This window comes from Aeromicrobium sp., assembly GCF_036675695.1.
Classification (GTDB): Bacteria; Actinomycetota; Actinomycetes; order Propionibacteriales; family Nocardioidaceae; genus Aeromicrobium.
Genome location: NZ_JAKFEL010000253.1, coordinates 12,482 through 27,878, shown reverse-complemented (window position 1 = coordinate 27,878; position 15,397 = coordinate 12,482). Strand labels below are relative to the sequence as shown.

The following is a 15,397-nucleotide window of genomic DNA, read 5'->3' as shown; positions in this document are numbered from 1 at the left end:
GACTGGTATGACCAGGAGCTCCGCGCCTTCTGTCTGAAGGCTCCGGGCGAGCCCGTAAAGTAGCCCCTTGTGGCTCTCTCCATCGGCATCGTCGGACTCCCCAACGCGGGCAAGTCGACCCTTTTCAATGCCCTCACCAAGAACAACGTCCTGGCGGCCAACTACCCGTTCGCGACGATCGAGCCCAACGTCGGAGTCGTCGGCGTTCCCGACTCGCGTCTCGCCAAGCTGGCCGCGATCTTTGGGTCGGAGCGTCTCCTCCCTGCGACGGTGCAGTTCGTCGACATCGCCGGCATCGTCCGCGGAGCGTCCGAAGGTGAGGGGATGGGCAACAAGTTCCTCTCCCACATCCGTGAGTCTGACGCGATCTGCCAGGTCACCCGGGTGTTCCGCGACGAGGACGTCACTCACGTCGACGGCGACGTCAACCCCGCGAACGACATCGAGACGATCTCGATCGAGCTGGCTCTTGCCGACCTACAGACCCTCGAGAACGCGCTCCCGCGCCTCGACAAGGAGTCACGCAAGGACAAGTCGCTCGTGCCCGCGTACGAGGAAGCCAAGAAGGCCAAGGAATCGCTGGAGGCAGGCGTCGGCGTACAGAAGGCGGGTCTCGACCTCGAGCTCCTGCGCGACCTGCACCTGATGACCTCGAAGCGCTTCATCTACGTCTTCAACTGCGACCACGAAGAGCTCCAGGACGAGGATCTCAAGTCGCGCATGCGCGCGATCTGCGACCCTGCCGAGGCGATCTTCCTCGACGCCAAGTCCGAGGCTGAGCTCGTCGAGCTCGGCGACGATGAAGAGGCCGAAGCGATGCGCGCCGAGATGCTCGCCGACATGGGGGTCGACGAGCCCGGTCTCGATGCGCTCGCCCGCGTTGGCTTCGACACCCTCGGCCTGCAGACCTACCTCACCGCCGGCCCCAAAGAGTCGCGCGCGTGGACGATCTCCAAGGGTGCGACTGCACCGCAAGCTGCTGGCGTGATCCACACTGACTTCGAGCGTGGCTTCATCAAGGCTGAGATCGTCTCGTTCGACGACTTGGTCGAGGCTGGATCGATGGCGTCCGCCAAGTCCGCAGGCAAGGTCCGTATGGAGGGCAAGGACTACGTCATGGCCGATGGCGACGTAGTCGAATTCCGTTTCAACGTCTGACAGTCAGATCGCTAGGTTCTGGCGATGAAATCTGCGACGATTTTGCCGAGCTTCGCACCGGCGTCTTCCTGCAGGAAATGACCGCCGGCGATTTGCACGTGCGGCTGGCCAGCGGCACCCGGGACTCGCTCCTGGAAGATCGTCTCCCACCCGCGTGTGGCCGGGTCGCCGTCGGAGTACGCCGTCAGGAAGGGGCGCTCGAACTGCTCAAGTGCACGCATCGTCCTGCGACCGATCCGGGCGCCGACATCGTTGCGGGTCAGCGGGAGCAAGGCCGTCATCTGCCTCAGGCCTGCCGTGAACGACGGGTCTGGGAACGGGGCGTCGTACGCGGCGAGCACATCCGAATCGGGCGGCGTCGAAGCCGTGGCGGCGATGAAGTCGCTGGCACGGAGCTCCTCGGCTCGCTGGGTGTAGAGCAGGTAGTCGACCAGCGCCTCTTCGAGCAACACCCGCGACTCTCCGACTCCGTTGACCGCGAAGCCGAGCCTGTCGGCCAGTGCCGGATCGGCCGTGTGCAGGATCGTGTTGGCGGCAACGACTCGCGCGAAACGGTCAGTTTCAGCAGCAAGGACGCTGAACCCGATCGGACCACCCCAGTCCTGGGCGACCAAGGTGATGTCGCGCAGGTCGAGCCCGGTCACCAGGCTCCGGGTCCACTCGATGTGTCGCGCGAAGGTGTAGTCGGTGTTGCGTGCGGGTTTGTCGGATCGACCGAAGCCGATGTTGTCCGGAGCGATCACCCGGATCCCGCGGCCTGCGAGCACCGGTACGACTTTGCGGTACAGGTACGACCAGGTTGGTTGGCCGTGGAGCAGCAACGCGACGGGGCCGTCTGCGGGTCCTTCGTCGAGGTAGTGCATGCGCACCGGGTCCATGCCGTCCGCCTCGACATCGCGGTAGTTCGGCGTGAACGAGTAGCCCGGGAGATCAGCGAAACAAGAGTCAGGGGTCCGGAGCGCTCGAGTACTCACGAGCACCATTGTGGCTCTGCGGCATTACTCTTCCGACATGGGTGTGAGTGCGGGGTCGGCAGACCTTCCCGAGTCTGTAGTGATCGAGATGCGCCGCACTGCCGCCGAGCTGCTGGGGGATGTGTCGTCGTACGCCGATGACATGTTCGACTACATCCTCGAACGCATTCCGGAGGCTGGCGCCGATGACGAGATTCGGGGTCTAACGCTAGGGTCCTGCTCGTCGAATCTCGAGGCCGCGTTGTCGATGGTTCGACACGGTATTGACGTGTCCGCCGCGACGGCGCCAGTGACCGCCCTCGAGCATGCGCGCGCCATGGCAGCGCGCGGCTACAGCGTCGATGTGATGCTGCGCTTCTATCGGATAGGTCACGCGTTCTTCAGCGAACGCATCCTGACCGAAATCACCAAAGTGGTCCCGGACCCGACTCTCGCCCTTGCCGTCGTGGCCAATCTGCAGCGCTTTTCGTTCGCGTACGCCGATCGCATCTCCAGCGAGGTCGCCGCCGAGTACGTTGCCGAGCTCGATCGCATACAGAACCGAGTTCGCGCAGCCAGGACCGATGCAGTCCGCGGACTGATCGTCGGTGACAAGATCGATCTCGGGCGAGCCGAGAGCGCTCTGTCTCACCGGCTCACCGGATGGCAGACCGCCTTCATCTGTTGGACCGACCGCGACGATGCCGAGCTCGGGCGGGTTGGCGCAGCCGTTGGTGCTCATTTCGGTTCACTTCATCCCTTGCTTGTGCCTGACGGTGTTCAGGCGCTGTGGGGCTGGGTCGCCTCGGCTCATGCTCCCGACGTGACGCCAACGAACCTCGAGGCGCTGTCGGACCAGCTACCCAGCGCGGTCCGGATTTCACTCGGAACGCCGGCGGAGGGCCCGAGCGGCTTCCGCAACTCTCATGCCCAGGCTCAGCGCGGACGTCGGATCGCTGAGCTCTCCGGTCGGGGCGCGTCGGTGACGTCCTATGCCGAGATCGCGCTCGTGGACACGATGATCGGTGACCTGGCACTTGCGCGGGCTTTCGTCATGACCGAACTCGGTTCTCTAGCGACCGTCGGAGCCCGCGAGGACGAGGAACGCCGGACGCTGCTGGCAGTGCTCGATGCACAGGGCGGACTGGCAGCCGCAGCGGAGGAGTTGGGAGTGCACCGCAACACCGTGCTGCAGCGTATTCGTCGGGCAGAGGAACGTCGAGGGCGTCCTGCTACCGAGCGTGTTGCGGAGCTGCATGCGGCGCTGCGCTTGGTCGATGTGCTCGGACCAGTGATGCTCAGCGCGGAACCCCATCGAATCTGACCATTCTATGTGCTGTCCGCACATTGTCGTGGGCTCTCTACCTATAGCAGTAGGCAGGTCGCTGCTCGTATTGTGCGAGGCATGTCAGCAACCGCAGAGCACTCCGCGACCCCAGCCTCGCGTCACGCACTTCCTGACCCAGGGGAGGGTGTCCCCGCGATCTCGTGGCCCATCGTCGGAATCTTCTGCGGCGCCATTGCGGTGTTCGCGCTCTCCACGTGGGCGGCGTTGACCGACAGGCTTCCAGCTCCGGCGACGATCCTGCTCAGCTCGGGCGCGATCTTCGTACTGTTCACCGTGCTGCACGACGCCGCGCACTACTCGATCAGCACCCACCGTTGGGTCAACGTGGCATTCGGCCGGGTGGCAATGCTCTTCGTCTCACCGCTGATCTCGTTCAAGTCGTTCGCGTTCATCCACATCGAGCACCATCGCAACACCAACGATGACGAGAACGATCCCGATCACTTCGTGAGCGGTGCGCCGTGGTGGCAGCTTCCGATTCGGTTCCCGCTGATGGATGTCCCGTATCTGGGCTTTCTGATTCGCAATGTCAGGCGCCGTCCCCGCGCGGAGGTGCTGGAGACGTCGTTCCTGCTCGTCACGAGTCTGGCTGTAATCGTCGCGAGCGCATTCACCGGACATCTGTGGACGTTGGCCGTGCTTTACCTGATCCCCGAACGAGTCGCCATGTTCGTCCTGGCCTGGTGGTTCGACTGGTTGCCGCACCACGACCTCGAGGACACCCAACAGGAGAACCGCTACCGCGCCACCCGCAACCGCGTCGGCTCAGAGTGGGTGCTCACGCCGCTGCTCCTCTCGCAGAACTACCACCTCGTCCACCACCTTCACCCCTCGATCCCCTTCTATCGCTACGTAGCGACCTGGCGACGCAACGAGGAGGCCTACCTCGAACGCGATGCTGCGATCGGGACTGTCTTCGGCCAGCAACTCGACGCAGACGAGTACCGCGAGTGGAAGCGGCTGAACGGCACTCTGGCCCGTCTCCTCCCGGTACGAATGCCCAAGCGCTCCTCCGCCGGTGCCGCGGTGTTCCACTCAATCAGAGTCGCTGGCGTCGACCGGTTGACCCACGACAGTGCGCTGGTCCGCTTCGACGTGCCTGACGAGCTTCTCGATCAGTTCTCCTTCGAGCCTGGTCAGCACGTCACCGTCCGCACCGACCTCGGCGGCGAAGGCGTACGGCGCAACTACTCCATCTGCTCCGCCTCGACCTCGGACGCGCTGGAGATCGCTGTCAAGCACATTCCCGATGGGGCGTTCTCCACCTTCGTGATGGAGCAGCTCCAGGCTGGCGACCTGCTCGAGCTGATGACGCCGACCGGCTCGTTCGGCACCCGGCTCGACCCGCTCGCCAGGAAGAACTATGTGGCGATCGCCGTCGGCAGCGGTATCACCCCGATCATCTCGATCCTGCAGACGACGCTCGAAGTCGAAACCGACAGTCGCTTCACGTTGGTCTACGGCAACCGAGACGCCGACAGCACGATGTTCCGCGAAGAGCTGGATGATCTCGAGTCGCGCTACGCCGACCGGCTCACGATCATTCATGTGCGATCCCGCGATCCACGACACCCGGCGCACCTTCGAGGTCGCGTCGACCAACCAAAGCTCAAACAGTGGCTCAGCTCAGAGTTGGCCGCCGACCCGGTGGACGACTGGTTCCTGTGTGGGCCGGTCGAGATGGTGACCGATCTGCGGGGACATCTCATCGAAGGCGGCGCCGAGTCTGACCGCATCCACGTGGAGCTCTTCCACGGCTACCAAAAGCCGAAGGTCGCCGACGACTTCGCCCCGGCAACAGTCGAGGTCAGCCTGCGCGGCCGCCAGCACGAGGTCTCGCTGGCCGCAGGCGACACCGTTCTCGAATCCGCGCTGAAGGCCGGATTGGAAGCGCCCTACGCCTGCCTTGGCGGAGCCTGCGGAACGTGCAAGGCGAAAGTAAAGCTGGGGTCGGTCGCCATGGAGCAAAACTTCGCCCTCCCGCCGGCAGCTGTGGAAGCTGGCTACGTGCTCACGTGCCAATCCCACCCCACCAGCGAAGAGGTTCACGTTGACTACGACGCCTGACCCGCAATCGCCGGCGCGACCAGTGCCGCGCTATGCCCGATTCGTTCGCGGGATTCAGCAGCGCTTCATCGTCGACATGCCCGGCGGACCGCGGGTGATCACCTTCGCGACAGTGATCAATTTCCAGAAGTGCCTGATGTTCGTATATCTCGGCGCACTCATGTGGCTGTACGACAGCCACACGCCGGCCGCCACGAGCACGGCGGCTTGGGTCTATCTGGCTCTCCACGGCTCGTACGGACTGGTCTGGTATCTCAAGGACAAGGCGTTCCCGGACCCCGGGTGGCAGCACCGACTCACCTTGCCGGGTGCAGTGAATGCAATCCTTGCCGTCCTCGGTTGGTACTGGCTGTTTGGCTGGTTGCTGATCTCAGGTCGCGGAGGCGACTATCCGATCGATGACAACCCTTGGTTCGCCCTATGCATAACGCTCGTACTGCTCGGCTCGGTGGTGATGATCGCGGCCGATGCGCAGAAGTTCTACACGCTGCGAGTTCAGCGCGGCCTCATCACCGACGGGATGTTCCGGTTCGTACGCCACCCGAACTACACCGGCGAGATGATGATCTACCTCGGCTTCGCGCTCCTGGTCTGGCACTGGCTGCCGTTCGTCGTGTTGGCGTGGGTGTGGGGCGGTCTCTTCACCGCAAACATGCTGGCCAAGGAAGCGAGCATGAGCCGATACCCAGAGTGGGCGGCCTACCAGACGCGTACTCGACGGGTGATCCCCTTCGTCCTGTGAGCGATGGTTCCCCACCCACCCACCCGCCCGCGCACGAGGTCTTCAGCGTTTCCGTGGCCGGGTCATCGGGACGATGCGCCGGTCCCCGAAGGAGACCATGTTGTGCACGGGTGCGCTGGAGACGCGCAGGAGTGCCGCGAGGCCGCGGCGACCCTGTCGGCGGGCGAGTTTCGGCCCCAGGGTGATCATCAAGGCGGTGAGGGCCGGCATCGGACGCCCATAGAGCGAGATCTCACTGATGCGCGCTTCGTCGTCGAACCGCAGCAGCTGAACTTCTTCGAACGGCTGGTTCCTGACCCGCGCCCGATAGGCCAGCGAGTACGCGTCGCCCTGACCGATCTCGGTGTGGAAGTGGATGTCCTCGACCGCGGTGAATGCCTGGGACAGGAAGTCACCCAGCTCCTCACGTCCCTCGAGACGGAACTGCTCGGTGAGTGGCGAGCTGAGGACGACGTCCGGACTCAGGCAAGCGATGGCGGCGTCGGCGTCAGCGTTTTCTGCGGCGGCGCGCCAACGCGCAACAGTGGCGGCAGTGGACTGTGAGGTGCTTGGCATGGGTTCTCCTGGTGTGATGGCGCGTGGGGTTCTGGATTGGGGGTCAGCCGGTGAGCTGGTTGAGCTTGCGGATCTGGCGGTCGAAAATGGAGGCAGGAGCGTAGCGCCGCAACATGCTGGCGCGTCCTGCCAACGGTCCCGCGGTGTAGCGCACCTTTGGCTTTGGGTCAGTCGCCGCCTTGACGATCACCTTCGCGACCACCGAGGGATCGTCGCCGTCCTTGATCGCCTTTGTCATCACCGTGCCGAAGGTTTGGCGCTGTTGCGCGTACTCCTGCAGTGGCGCGTCAGACTGCGTGCTGTTGGCCTCGAATCCGGTCTTGGTGTACGCGGGCTCGATGAGCAGGGACCGGATGCCGTACTCCCGGACCTCGTGGTCCAGGGACTGTGAGTAGCCCTCGATCGCGTGCTTGGAAGCACCGTAGACAGCCATGTACGGCGCGGGAAGGAATCCCTGTACGGATGAGATGTTGATGATGCGTCCGCGTCGCTGGGCGCGCATGTGCGGCAGCACCTGATTGACCATGCGCATGACTCCGAAGACATTGATGTCGAAGACCGACTGTGCCTGCGCGATGGAGGTCTCCTCGGCGGCGCCAATCGAGCCGATTCCGGCGTTGTTGACGAGGACGTCGATCCGCCCGAACCGCTCAACCACCTGCTGGACTGCCGCAATGACCGAGGTGTCGCTGGCGACGTCGAGGTCGAGGAACGTCACCCCGTCCAACGGAGAGACTCCGGAGGTGTCGCGGCTGGTGCCGACCACCTCGTAGCCCGCTTGGACGAGTGCGAGCGCGGCTTCTTGTCCGATGCCAGACGAGGCACCTGTCACGAGTGCGATGGGGCGAGTTGTCGTCATGATGAGCTCCGAATTCAAAGAGATGAAGGGGTAGGTTGTGTTTTCCTACCGACGAGTCCCAACACTAAACGAGTGGGTTGGAAAAGGCAACTCACTCCGCTATGGTGAGGCAATGACCACTACTGATCCGCGCCCAGGCATCCGCTTGGACGATCAACCGCTGGAGGTCCGTCCCTGCTCGCTCGCAGGCGCGCTGGACGTTCTTGGTGAGCGATGGTCGCTCCTGGCTCTGCGCGAGATCGACTACGGCGTGCACCGCTTCGCCCGCATCGCCGGCTACACCGGAGCGTCCCGCGACATCCTCGCTGACCGACTCCGCAAGCTGGAGGCTGCCGGCGTCATCGAGCGCCGGCAGTACAGCGAGCATCCGCCACGCCACGAATACCACTTCACCGAGGCCGGCCGGGAGCTGTTTCCGGCCATGCTCGCTCTCTCCCAGTGGGGCGACAAGTGGGCGGTGGACGCCCCCGCGCTCAGTCGCCGACACTCCTGCGGCGAGCAGCTCCAGGTCGACCTGGTCTGCCACTCCTGCGGCCAGTCGGTCACTCGCGACAGCATCCACGCCGTACCCGCAGGCGTTTGAGGGCCGGGGGACAGAGACCAGGTGGCTGAAGTTGACCTGAAACGCGCGGGGTCGATGATCTACTAGCCATGAAGCCCTCAAGAACAGGGGTGTGCCATGTTTGCTCGTGTCGCCGTATGGAGCCCGATGCCGGACGACGATCGTCAGTGGGTCATCGATGCTGCGAAGTCTGTGCCGGGAGTGCTCGATGCCTACCACTTGGTCGACCCAAACACGGGTGACGGTTTGTCAATCGCCTTCTTCGACGACGACGTCGATGTCCTGGCTGTGAAAGGCGTCATCGCAGCCAAGGGTCAGGAGATCGGTTGGCATGACGAGCCGCGTCCGGCTCCGGAGTCCGAGACGATATATCGTGTCATCCGCCACGGCTAGAGCTTGGCGAACTCTTCGAGCATGTCGAGGAGTAGCACCTTGGCCGGTAGGTCGTGCTCTTCGCGATGGACCGCACACAGCTCCTGAAACATCGGTGGGTCAAAGCTGCGGAGCACGACGCCGGATGGCGGGATCCGCCACGAGTCGACGCTGTGCCAGATGCAAGAGCCCAGACCGCGGAGCACGGCCTCGAGCCATACGCTGCGCTCGTCGCTCTCGATTGCCACGATCGGTGCGAAGCCGAGGGCGCTGAAGAACGCATCGAAGGCAGTACGTCGATCGGTGCCGACAGTCGGGAGCACCAGCGGCACATCGGCCAGGGCCGCGACAGGAATCGGGTCAGCGAGATCGAGGCCGGGCGGCGAGACGAGGCGTACCTCGGCCTGGCCGATCGGCACCACCGCCAGCTCGGTCGTGATCGCCTGATCGCAGAGACCGAGATCGGCGCGACCGGTACGGACCAGGTCGTGGACCTCGGATGTCCCGCCCGCACCGATCAACCGAGCTTGTATCTCGATCCCTTGCTCACGCAGGGCGCTCAGGATCGGCAGCGCCATCGACACCTGCAGCGTCGGTGATGCCGCGATCACCAGCTGCGCCTCTCGCGCCCCCTGCTCGCCGATACCGCGCATCGAGTCAAGTCCGCGGAGGATCTTGCGTGCCCGAGCTGTGAAGGTCTCGCCTGAGGCGGTGAGCACGATGCCGCGGCCCGCGCGGCGAAACAGGGTCAGGTCGAGCTCGCGCTCGAGCTGTCTGATCGCGCGGCTCAGGGCCGGCTGAGCAACGAACAGGCTCTTGGCCGCGGCCGTCATGCTTCCACGCTCGGACGTCGCGACGACGTAGCGGAGTTGCTGGATGTTCATTGCTCACCTCCGATCCATGCCGAATGGGTCTTAGACGTATTCCGTCCTAGGACGGAATATCTACCTCACGTTCTATCACCACTCCGCTCAGAGGAGAACCATGAAAGTCACCACGACATCCATCCGACGACGCAGCAGCGTGCTCGTCGTCGGCGCTGCAATTGCAGCCACCGTCCTCACACTTGGCGGGGGCGCTCAGGCAGCTTCGCCCGCTCCCAGCCTTGCCGGACTCAAGGTCCTGCTGACGAACGACGACAGTGCTCGCGGGCTCGACGCCGGCTTCGGTACTGACGGCAAGGGCCTCTACGAGCTGCGTAAGGCGCTGTGCGCTGCGGGTGCGGACGTACTCGTCGTCGCACCCTGGTCTCAGCAGAGTGGCGCCGGAGCTCGTATGACCACGCCCGGCTTCAGCCCGGTACCGCTGACCGTGCAGGCAGTCAACGTGCCCGCCGCGTACGCGGGTGACTGCAGCTCGTCGTCCACCGCCGGTGCTGTGTTCGGCGTCTGTACGACGGCCGGGCCCTGCAGCTCGTCGGTCCCGTCGGCATCGCCTGCTGACGCCGTGAACATCGCGCTGAGCCGGTTCGCGAAGACGTACTGGTCCGATGGGCCTGACCTGGTGCTGTCGGGCACGAACTTCGGTCAAAACGTCGGCTCGACGCTCAACCACTCCGGCACCGTCGGAGCGGCAGTCACGGCGCGCGAGTACGGAGTTCCCGCGATCGCCTTCAGCGCCGAGGTTCCGCGCGACCTGGCACAGATTCCCAACGTGCCGTTCGCGGCGACCGCCACGTTCGCGGTCGACCTGATCGCCAAGGCCGTGAAGTACAAGATGCTGAAGCCCGGACTGGTGCTCAACGTCAACCACCCGTTCATCGGCGCTGGCGAGACACTGGGCAAGCCGGTGTTCACCGTGGCCGGCTCGTCGAACGACATCGGACTGACGTTCAACGGCGATGTCCCCAAGACGGGTGGCACGTACCAGCTCTCGGCGGGAACACCCGCGGCAGAGACGAAGCAGAACGCCGATACGACAGCGCTCGCGGCCAACAAGATTCCGATCACCGCGCTCGATGGCGACTGGTCGAAGTCCGCCCCGGGCCTGCTGATGCTCGCACTCATGGGGAAGTGACGAGAACCGGGACGGGGTGCGATTCGCAGAGCACCCCGCCCCGGTATCGCCCTGACTGATCGATTCCGTACCCATGCGGCACCATGCCTCGGGCACACTTCGAATCAGGAGGTGGATTCGTGGGCGAGCTCGAGGCGTACGTGATTGTGGCTGGGGCCATTTTCGGCGTTAACTTGTTGCCGGCATTCGGCCCTCCGACCTGGGCCGTGCTCGTCCTGTTCCACCTGCACGGTGACTACCGCATTCCGCTATTGGTGGTCGTCGGCGCGCTTTCGGCGGCCAGCGGCAGACTCCTGCTCGCGCAGGCGACACGTAGTCTGGCTCGCTTTCTACCGAGTCGCCACCGTGAGAACTTCGTGGCCGCTGGCGAGCTGCTCGAGCGGCGCCGCGGGCGCGGAGCAGCGGTGTTGGCACTCTTCGCACTCTCTCCGGTTCCTTCTGCCCAGCTGTTCGAGGCGGCCGGACTGATGACGATTCGGCTGATTCCATTGACCGCTGCATTCTTCGGGGGCCGAACAGTCAGCTATTCGCTGTATGTCGGAGGAGCCGGTGCGCTCAGCTCGACTGACACTGGCAGCGTGCTGTTGTCGTCGCTGACGTCTCCGTGGGGAGTAGCGCTCGAGGTCATCATGATCGCCGCTCTCGTGCTGTTGGCCAGAGTGGATTGGCGCAAGCGGCTGCACCTCGACCAGCAGCCTTGACCGCCCCGTCGTGCCCGGACTGATCTACTGGTCCGCATGACGACCCCTTCTTTCGACCGTCCGCTGCGTGTCATCCAGTGGACGACGGGCAACATCGGCAGCCGTTCACTCCACGCGATCCTTGCTCGACCCGACCTTGAGCTGGTCGGCGTGTACGCGCATGGCGAGGACAAGGTCGGTCGCGATGCTGCCGAGCTGTGCAACTGGCCCGAGCCGACCGGCGTCAATGCCACCAACGACATCGACGAGCTCATCGCCCTCGCTCCTGATGCTTGTTGCTACAACCCGCTGTGGCAGAACATCGACGAGCTCGAGCGTCTGCTGGCGGCGGGAATCAACGTCGTCGCCACCGCAGCGTGGATCACCGGAGGCAAGCTCTCCGACGTTGACCAGGCGCGTATCGCGAAGGCTTGCGAGGTTGGCAAGTCAACGATCTTCGGCTCCGGCGCCCACCCAGGCATCACGAACATGGTCGGCATGGTCCTGTCCGGTGCGTGCGAGCGGGTCGACGAGATCCGGATTACTGAGTCGGTGGACTGCTCGACGTACGAGTCGGGTGACACCATGAGTCATATGGGCTTCGGCCGCGAGCTCATGACTCCCGGTCTCGAGGACTTCGTACGTGAGGAGAGCGAGGTCTTCGCCGAGTCCGCCGCGATGATGACCGAAGCGATGGGGCTCACCGTCGACCGACTCTCGTTCGACGTCGTCTTCACGCCGGCCGATGAGGACGCTGACCTCGGCTTCATGAAGATTCCGAAGGGAACCATCGCAGGCGTGTACGGCTTCCACCGCGCGTGGGTGGGCGACAAGAACGTCGTCTCCGTCGGCTTCAACTGGATCATGGGTGTCGTCACTCCGCCCAAGAAGATCGCCCACGGCCACGTCATCCAGGTCTTCGGTCGCCCGAACTTCCGTACCGTCATCAACTGTCTGCCGCCTGCCGACTGGGACGAAGCGGGCTACATGGGCCCGGGCATGATCTACACCGCGATGCCGGCGACCAACGCGATCCCGTACGTCGTCGCCGCTGATCCGGGCGTCGTGACCCTCAAGGATTTGCCTGTGATTACAGGGCGCAGCTACTAGGTGGCCAGAACGAGACTGAGGATCTCGGCCTGGCGTACGAGGAAGCCGCGCTCGTCGAGCTTCTTGCGGCGCATCCACGTAGTGACCTCGATGTTGCACTTGCTGGCATTGCACGAACCGCAGGCCGGCACGACGTTGGTCGCTGTGTAGCGACCGCCGCGTGAGATGGGAAGCATGCAGTCCTTCTGAAGCGGAACTGTGTCGGCGCCGCAGTAGGCACATCCACTCCAGGCCAGCTGGAGGCTTGCCCACTGGTCATCGGTCAGGTCGTGGTCGACTTTCGCCATCCGACGTTTGCGGCGGCGTGCGTACGTTGCCGCGCGGCTGCGTGTGGGCACATCACGATCGTACGGCGCGCCGCGCCGCGTTGAGGCCCCACTCGCCGCCGACGAGACCACCAACAACGGCGGGGAGTGTGTCAAAGGTCCCCTGGGGCGGTGACCTTCTTCTCTGAGGCCCCCGGTCCTGCGCGTTCACGCTGGAGAGAAGAAAGAAGGCGACAAACATGTTCTTCAACAACGACGTGTATCCGGGCGACAACTGGTATCCGGGCCGCATGATGGACGGCTATCGGGGCGACAACATGATGGACGACGGAGGGTGGATCATGGTGATCTTCATGCTGATCCTGCTCGTGTTCGCAGTGGCCGCGACAGTGTGGGTCATCCGTGGTGTCGGGTCGAACTCAGTCGGCGCCAATCGAAGTGCCAGCCCAGGCTCGGCCCGAGACGTGCTTGACCTTCGACTCGCGCGAGGCGAGATCAAACCAGAGGAGTACAGCGCCGCCCGGGCTTTGCTCGATCCGTAGAGTCGCGGCATGATGTCGCCGTGAGCCAAGACGTCGTGATCATCCACACCGATGGTGGGTGCACCCCGAACCCCGGTCCAGGCGGATGGGGCGCGGTGATGAGGCAGGGCGAGCACGCCCGCGAGCTCTTCGGCGGTGAGTCCGGCGAGACGACCAACAACCGCATGGAGCTGATGGCGACGATCATGGCGCTTGAAGCGCTGACACGTCGCGTGACTGTTCACCTGCACACCGACAGCACCTACGTACGTAATGGCATCACCAAGTGGGTGCTTGCGTGGGAGAGGAACGGCTGGAAGACCTCAGCCAAGCAGCCGGTCAAGAACGTGGACCTGTGGCAGCGGCTGCAGGCAGCATGCGCACAACACGAGGTCGAGTGGTTCTGGGTCAAGGGTCACGTCGGGATCCCCGACAACGAGCTCGCCGACGAGCTCGCCACCAAGGGAATGCTCGAAGCGATGTCGCGCTAGCGGGGTTCGAGGACGACGATGGGGATTTCGCGATCCGTCCACTTGTCGTACTTCTGGAAGTCCGAGTAGAGATCGACCATCGTGTCCCAGAGCGCCGCGCGTTCCTCGCCCTCAGTGACGCGCGCCCGAACCTTGCGGTTCTTGTCCTTGCGCAGGTGCACGACGGTGTCGGGATTGGCGATCAGGTTGTCGTACCACTGCGGGTTCTTGGGCAGCCCGCCCTGTGAGGCGACGACGATGAGGTTCGGGCCGTCAACCTGGTAGACGAGCGGCGCGGTAAACGTCTTGCCGGACTTGCGACCGATGTGCTCGAGCAACAGGATCGGCGGCGGCTTCTTGAAGCCCTCGCCGACACGCCACTTGGCGCCGAGACGGCCGTTGGTCAGCTTGAACACTGCCGTGTTGACCTTCGACATGGCCTTGATGAACGTCACGGTCCCCGGCTTGTCGAGCCCTGGCGGCTTTTCGTCGGGCAATGAGAAGCGGCCCATGTACGTTCCTTCCGTCGCGCTCGAAGGTCGAGCCGGTGAACAACATACTGCCCACGCGACGCTGGTCGTGCTCTAGAAGATTCGGCGGATGCTGCTCAGGGCGACGCGGGTGAATCCCAGGCTGCCCATGTAGGCCGATGAGGGAGGGCTTTCGTCGTACAGGCGCTCGGAGGTTGAGACGCGCGTGGCACTCAGGTCGAGCGAGATCACGATCCTTCGGACATGCATGTCGGCAGTCGCGGATCCGCTGTTGGCGACGATGAAGAACTCGCCGTCAGTGGTCCGGCCTTCCGCCGTGATCGCCGGATCGCCGACGCGTTCAATCGCGCGCAGGATCCTCTGCTGTCGCGGTTCGTTCGTGACACGGTAGATCGATGACCGGACTGGCCTGTGGGCGCTGGGCATCGTGACTCCTTTGGGTGCCAGGCAATATGTTGCGGGACACCACAAATATACGTTTGCCGCCCTGACCTGCGCAGTTGTACGCCTCACACCGTCGGTGAACATTGTGTGCCAGATCGGCAAACGTCGCGTAACAAGCGGGACTAGCCTGAGCCATGGCCACACTCAGTGAGATCCAGGCACCACTCAAAGCCCGCTACCGCGATGAGCCGGACGCCGCCAAGGTCACGCTCTCCGCGAGCGGCCAGCTGGGCGAAGGTGTGTCCTGTTCGCTCAGCACTGGGCGAGCCATGGCCAAAGCAGGTCTGCATCCGGCGACGGGAGGCGATGGCACCCAGCTCTGCTCCGGCGACCTGCTGCTGGAGGCGTTGGCTGCCTGTGCGGGTGTCACCCTCCGGGCCGTGGCAACCTCGCTCGACATCAATGTGCGTGGGGGATCGGTCACGGCAGAGGGCGATCTGGACTTCCGCGGCACCCTCGCCGTTGACAAGGAGGTCAGCGTTGGATTCACCGACATCCGGCTGACCTTCGACCTCGACTCCGACGCCACGGAGGAAGAGCTCGAAACCCTGCAGCGCCTGACCGAGCGTTACTGCGTCGTCCTGCAGACCATCACCACGCCGCCGCGCATCACTGCGACAACTGTCACGAGCTAGTCGCCGTCCTGGTCGACGAGCTCCGGGTCAACGTCAGGATCCGGCAGGTCTGGATCAACCGGTTCGGGGATGTTGGGAGGTTCCTCCGGCGGGTTGCCAACAGCGGGGCCGGGAGGGTTGCTCAGCGGATCGATCGTCATGGCGATCT

The 15,397-nt window shown here is 64.2% G+C and carries 20 protein-coding genes; 12 read left to right on the top strand and 8 right to left on the bottom strand.

The window, feature by feature from the left end:
* Nucleotides 1-69: 69 nt before the first annotated feature.
* Complete coding sequence (gene ychF / locus V6M39_RS17050) at nucleotides 70-1,158, top strand: redox-regulated ATPase YchF (protein ID WP_332645014.1); 1,089 nt, start codon at nucleotides 70-72, stop codon at nucleotides 1,156-1,158.
* An 11-nt stretch (nucleotides 1,159-1,169) separates the two neighbouring features.
* Here the strand turns inward: ychF and V6M39_RS17045 are convergent, their stop codons facing one another.
* Entirely contained in the window at nucleotides 1,170-2,132 is a 963-nt protein-coding gene (locus V6M39_RS17045) for a haloalkane dehalogenase (protein WP_332645013.1), read from the bottom strand.
* Between the two features lie 37 nt (nucleotides 2,133-2,169).
* Here V6M39_RS17045 and V6M39_RS17040 point away from each other — a divergent pair, with 37 nt between their 5' ends.
* The 3 genes from V6M39_RS17040 (at nucleotide 2,170) to V6M39_RS17030 (ending at nucleotide 6,268) form a co-directional block, all read left to right on the top strand.
* Nucleotides 2,170-3,435 carry a PucR family transcriptional regulator gene (locus V6M39_RS17040; protein WP_332645012.1) on the top strand — a complete coding sequence of 422 codons (1,266 nt, stop codon included), beginning with the start codon at nucleotides 2,170-2,172 and terminating at the stop codon, nucleotides 3,433-3,435.
* A gap of 81 nt (nucleotides 3,436-3,516) precedes the next feature.
* A complete protein-coding gene (locus V6M39_RS17035) occupies nucleotides 3,517-5,526 on the top strand; it encodes a fatty acid desaturase (RefSeq protein WP_332645011.1) in 2,010 nt (669 codons plus the stop codon).
* The gene (locus tag V6M39_RS17030) at nucleotides 5,510-6,268 is read left to right on the top strand and encodes a methyltransferase family protein (RefSeq protein WP_332645010.1); all 759 of its coding nucleotides are present in this window, start codon (nucleotides 5,510-5,512) and stop codon (nucleotides 6,266-6,268) included. The genes V6M39_RS17035 and V6M39_RS17030 overlap by 17 nt, the downstream gene beginning before the upstream one ends.
* Before the next feature lie 42 nt (nucleotides 6,269-6,310).
* On the opposite strand, the gene V6M39_RS17025 is transcribed toward V6M39_RS17030, so the two are convergent.
* Complete coding sequence (locus tag V6M39_RS17025; RefSeq protein ID WP_332645009.1) at nucleotides 6,311-6,823, bottom strand: nuclear transport factor 2 family protein; 513 nt, start codon at nucleotides 6,821-6,823, stop codon at nucleotides 6,311-6,313.
* 43 nt (nucleotides 6,824-6,866) lie between these two features.
* Nucleotides 6,867-7,682, bottom strand: a complete 816-nt coding sequence (locus V6M39_RS17020) for an oxidoreductase (protein ID WP_332645008.1) — start codon at nucleotides 7,680-7,682, stop codon at nucleotides 6,867-6,869.
* Nucleotides 7,683-7,794: 112 nt separating this feature from the next.
* On the opposite strand from V6M39_RS17020, the gene V6M39_RS17015 reads away from it, so the two are divergent.
* Nucleotides 7,795-8,265 (top strand): winged helix-turn-helix transcriptional regulator, encoded by a 471-nt coding sequence (locus V6M39_RS17015; protein ID WP_332645007.1) that lies wholly within the window; start codon nucleotides 7,795-7,797, stop codon nucleotides 8,263-8,265.
* A 96-nt stretch (nucleotides 8,266-8,361) separates the two neighbouring features.
* The gene (locus V6M39_RS17010; RefSeq protein WP_332645006.1) at nucleotides 8,362-8,637 is read left to right on the top strand and encodes a hypothetical protein; all 276 of its coding nucleotides are present in this window, start codon (nucleotides 8,362-8,364) and stop codon (nucleotides 8,635-8,637) included.
* Here the strand turns inward: V6M39_RS17010 and V6M39_RS17005 are convergent.
* A complete protein-coding gene (locus V6M39_RS17005; RefSeq protein WP_332645005.1) occupies nucleotides 8,634-9,500 on the bottom strand; it encodes a LysR family transcriptional regulator in 867 nt (288 codons plus the stop codon). The genes V6M39_RS17010 and V6M39_RS17005 overlap by 4 nt on opposite strands.
* Before the next feature lie 100 nt (nucleotides 9,501-9,600).
* Here V6M39_RS17005 and surE point away from each other — a divergent pair, with 100 nt between their 5' ends.
* The 3 genes from surE to V6M39_RS16990 all read left to right on the top strand — a co-directional run bounded on the left by surE (nucleotide 9,601) and on the right by V6M39_RS16990 (nucleotide 12,422).
* Complete coding sequence (gene surE, locus V6M39_RS17000) at nucleotides 9,601-10,632, top strand: 5'/3'-nucleotidase SurE (RefSeq protein ID WP_332645004.1); 1,032 nt, start codon at nucleotides 9,601-9,603, stop codon at nucleotides 10,630-10,632.
* Between the two features lie 119 nt (nucleotides 10,633-10,751).
* Complete coding sequence (locus V6M39_RS16995) at nucleotides 10,752-11,333, top strand: hypothetical protein (RefSeq protein ID WP_332645003.1); 582 nt, start codon at nucleotides 10,752-10,754, stop codon at nucleotides 11,331-11,333.
* A gap of 36 nt (nucleotides 11,334-11,369) precedes the next feature.
* Complete coding sequence (locus tag V6M39_RS16990; RefSeq protein ID WP_332645002.1) at nucleotides 11,370-12,422, top strand: NAD(P)H-dependent amine dehydrogenase family protein; 1,053 nt, start codon at nucleotides 11,370-11,372, stop codon at nucleotides 12,420-12,422.
* Here V6M39_RS16990 and V6M39_RS16985 read toward each other — a convergent pair.
* Nucleotides 12,419-12,760, bottom strand: a complete 342-nt coding sequence (locus tag V6M39_RS16985; RefSeq protein ID WP_332645001.1) for an HNH endonuclease — start codon at nucleotides 12,758-12,760, stop codon at nucleotides 12,419-12,421. The two genes, V6M39_RS16990 and V6M39_RS16985, sit on opposite strands and share 4 nt — an antisense overlap.
* 167 nt (nucleotides 12,761-12,927) lie before the next feature.
* On the opposite strand from V6M39_RS16985, the gene V6M39_RS16980 reads away from it, so the two are divergent.
* Together V6M39_RS16980 and rnhA are read left to right on the top strand one after the other, a co-directional pair.
* The gene (locus V6M39_RS16980; protein ID WP_332645000.1) at nucleotides 12,928-13,230 is read left to right on the top strand and encodes a hypothetical protein; all 303 of its coding nucleotides are present in this window, start codon (nucleotides 12,928-12,930) and stop codon (nucleotides 13,228-13,230) included.
* A 20-nt stretch (nucleotides 13,231-13,250) separates the two neighbouring features.
* Nucleotides 13,251-13,700 carry a ribonuclease HI gene (gene rnhA, locus V6M39_RS16975; RefSeq protein WP_332644999.1) on the top strand — a complete coding sequence of 150 codons (450 nt, stop codon included), beginning with the start codon at nucleotides 13,251-13,253 and terminating at the stop codon, nucleotides 13,698-13,700.
* On the opposite strand, the gene V6M39_RS16970 is transcribed toward rnhA, so the two are convergent.
* Both V6M39_RS16970 and V6M39_RS16965 read right to left on the bottom strand, forming a co-directional pair.
* Nucleotides 13,697-14,191 (bottom strand): nitroreductase/quinone reductase family protein, encoded by a 495-nt coding sequence (locus V6M39_RS16970; protein WP_332644998.1) that lies wholly within the window; start codon nucleotides 14,189-14,191, stop codon nucleotides 13,697-13,699. The genes rnhA and V6M39_RS16970 overlap by 4 nt on opposite strands.
* A gap of 72 nt (nucleotides 14,192-14,263) precedes the next feature.
* Nucleotides 14,264-14,596, bottom strand: a complete 333-nt coding sequence (locus tag V6M39_RS16965) for a hypothetical protein (RefSeq protein ID WP_332644997.1) — start codon at nucleotides 14,594-14,596, stop codon at nucleotides 14,264-14,266.
* Between the two features lie 152 nt (nucleotides 14,597-14,748).
* Here V6M39_RS16965 and V6M39_RS16960 point away from each other — a divergent pair, with 152 nt between their 5' ends.
* Entirely contained in the window at nucleotides 14,749-15,249 is a 501-nt protein-coding gene (locus V6M39_RS16960; RefSeq protein ID WP_332644996.1) for an OsmC family protein, read from the top strand.
* Here the strand turns inward: V6M39_RS16960 and V6M39_RS16955 are convergent.
* Nucleotides 15,246-15,389: a hypothetical protein gene (locus tag V6M39_RS16955; RefSeq protein WP_332644995.1), complete on the bottom strand. Its 144-nt coding sequence runs from the start codon at nucleotides 15,387-15,389 to the stop codon at nucleotides 15,246-15,248. The genes V6M39_RS16960 and V6M39_RS16955 overlap by 4 nt on opposite strands.
* Nucleotides 15,390-15,397: the final 8 nt, after the last annotated feature.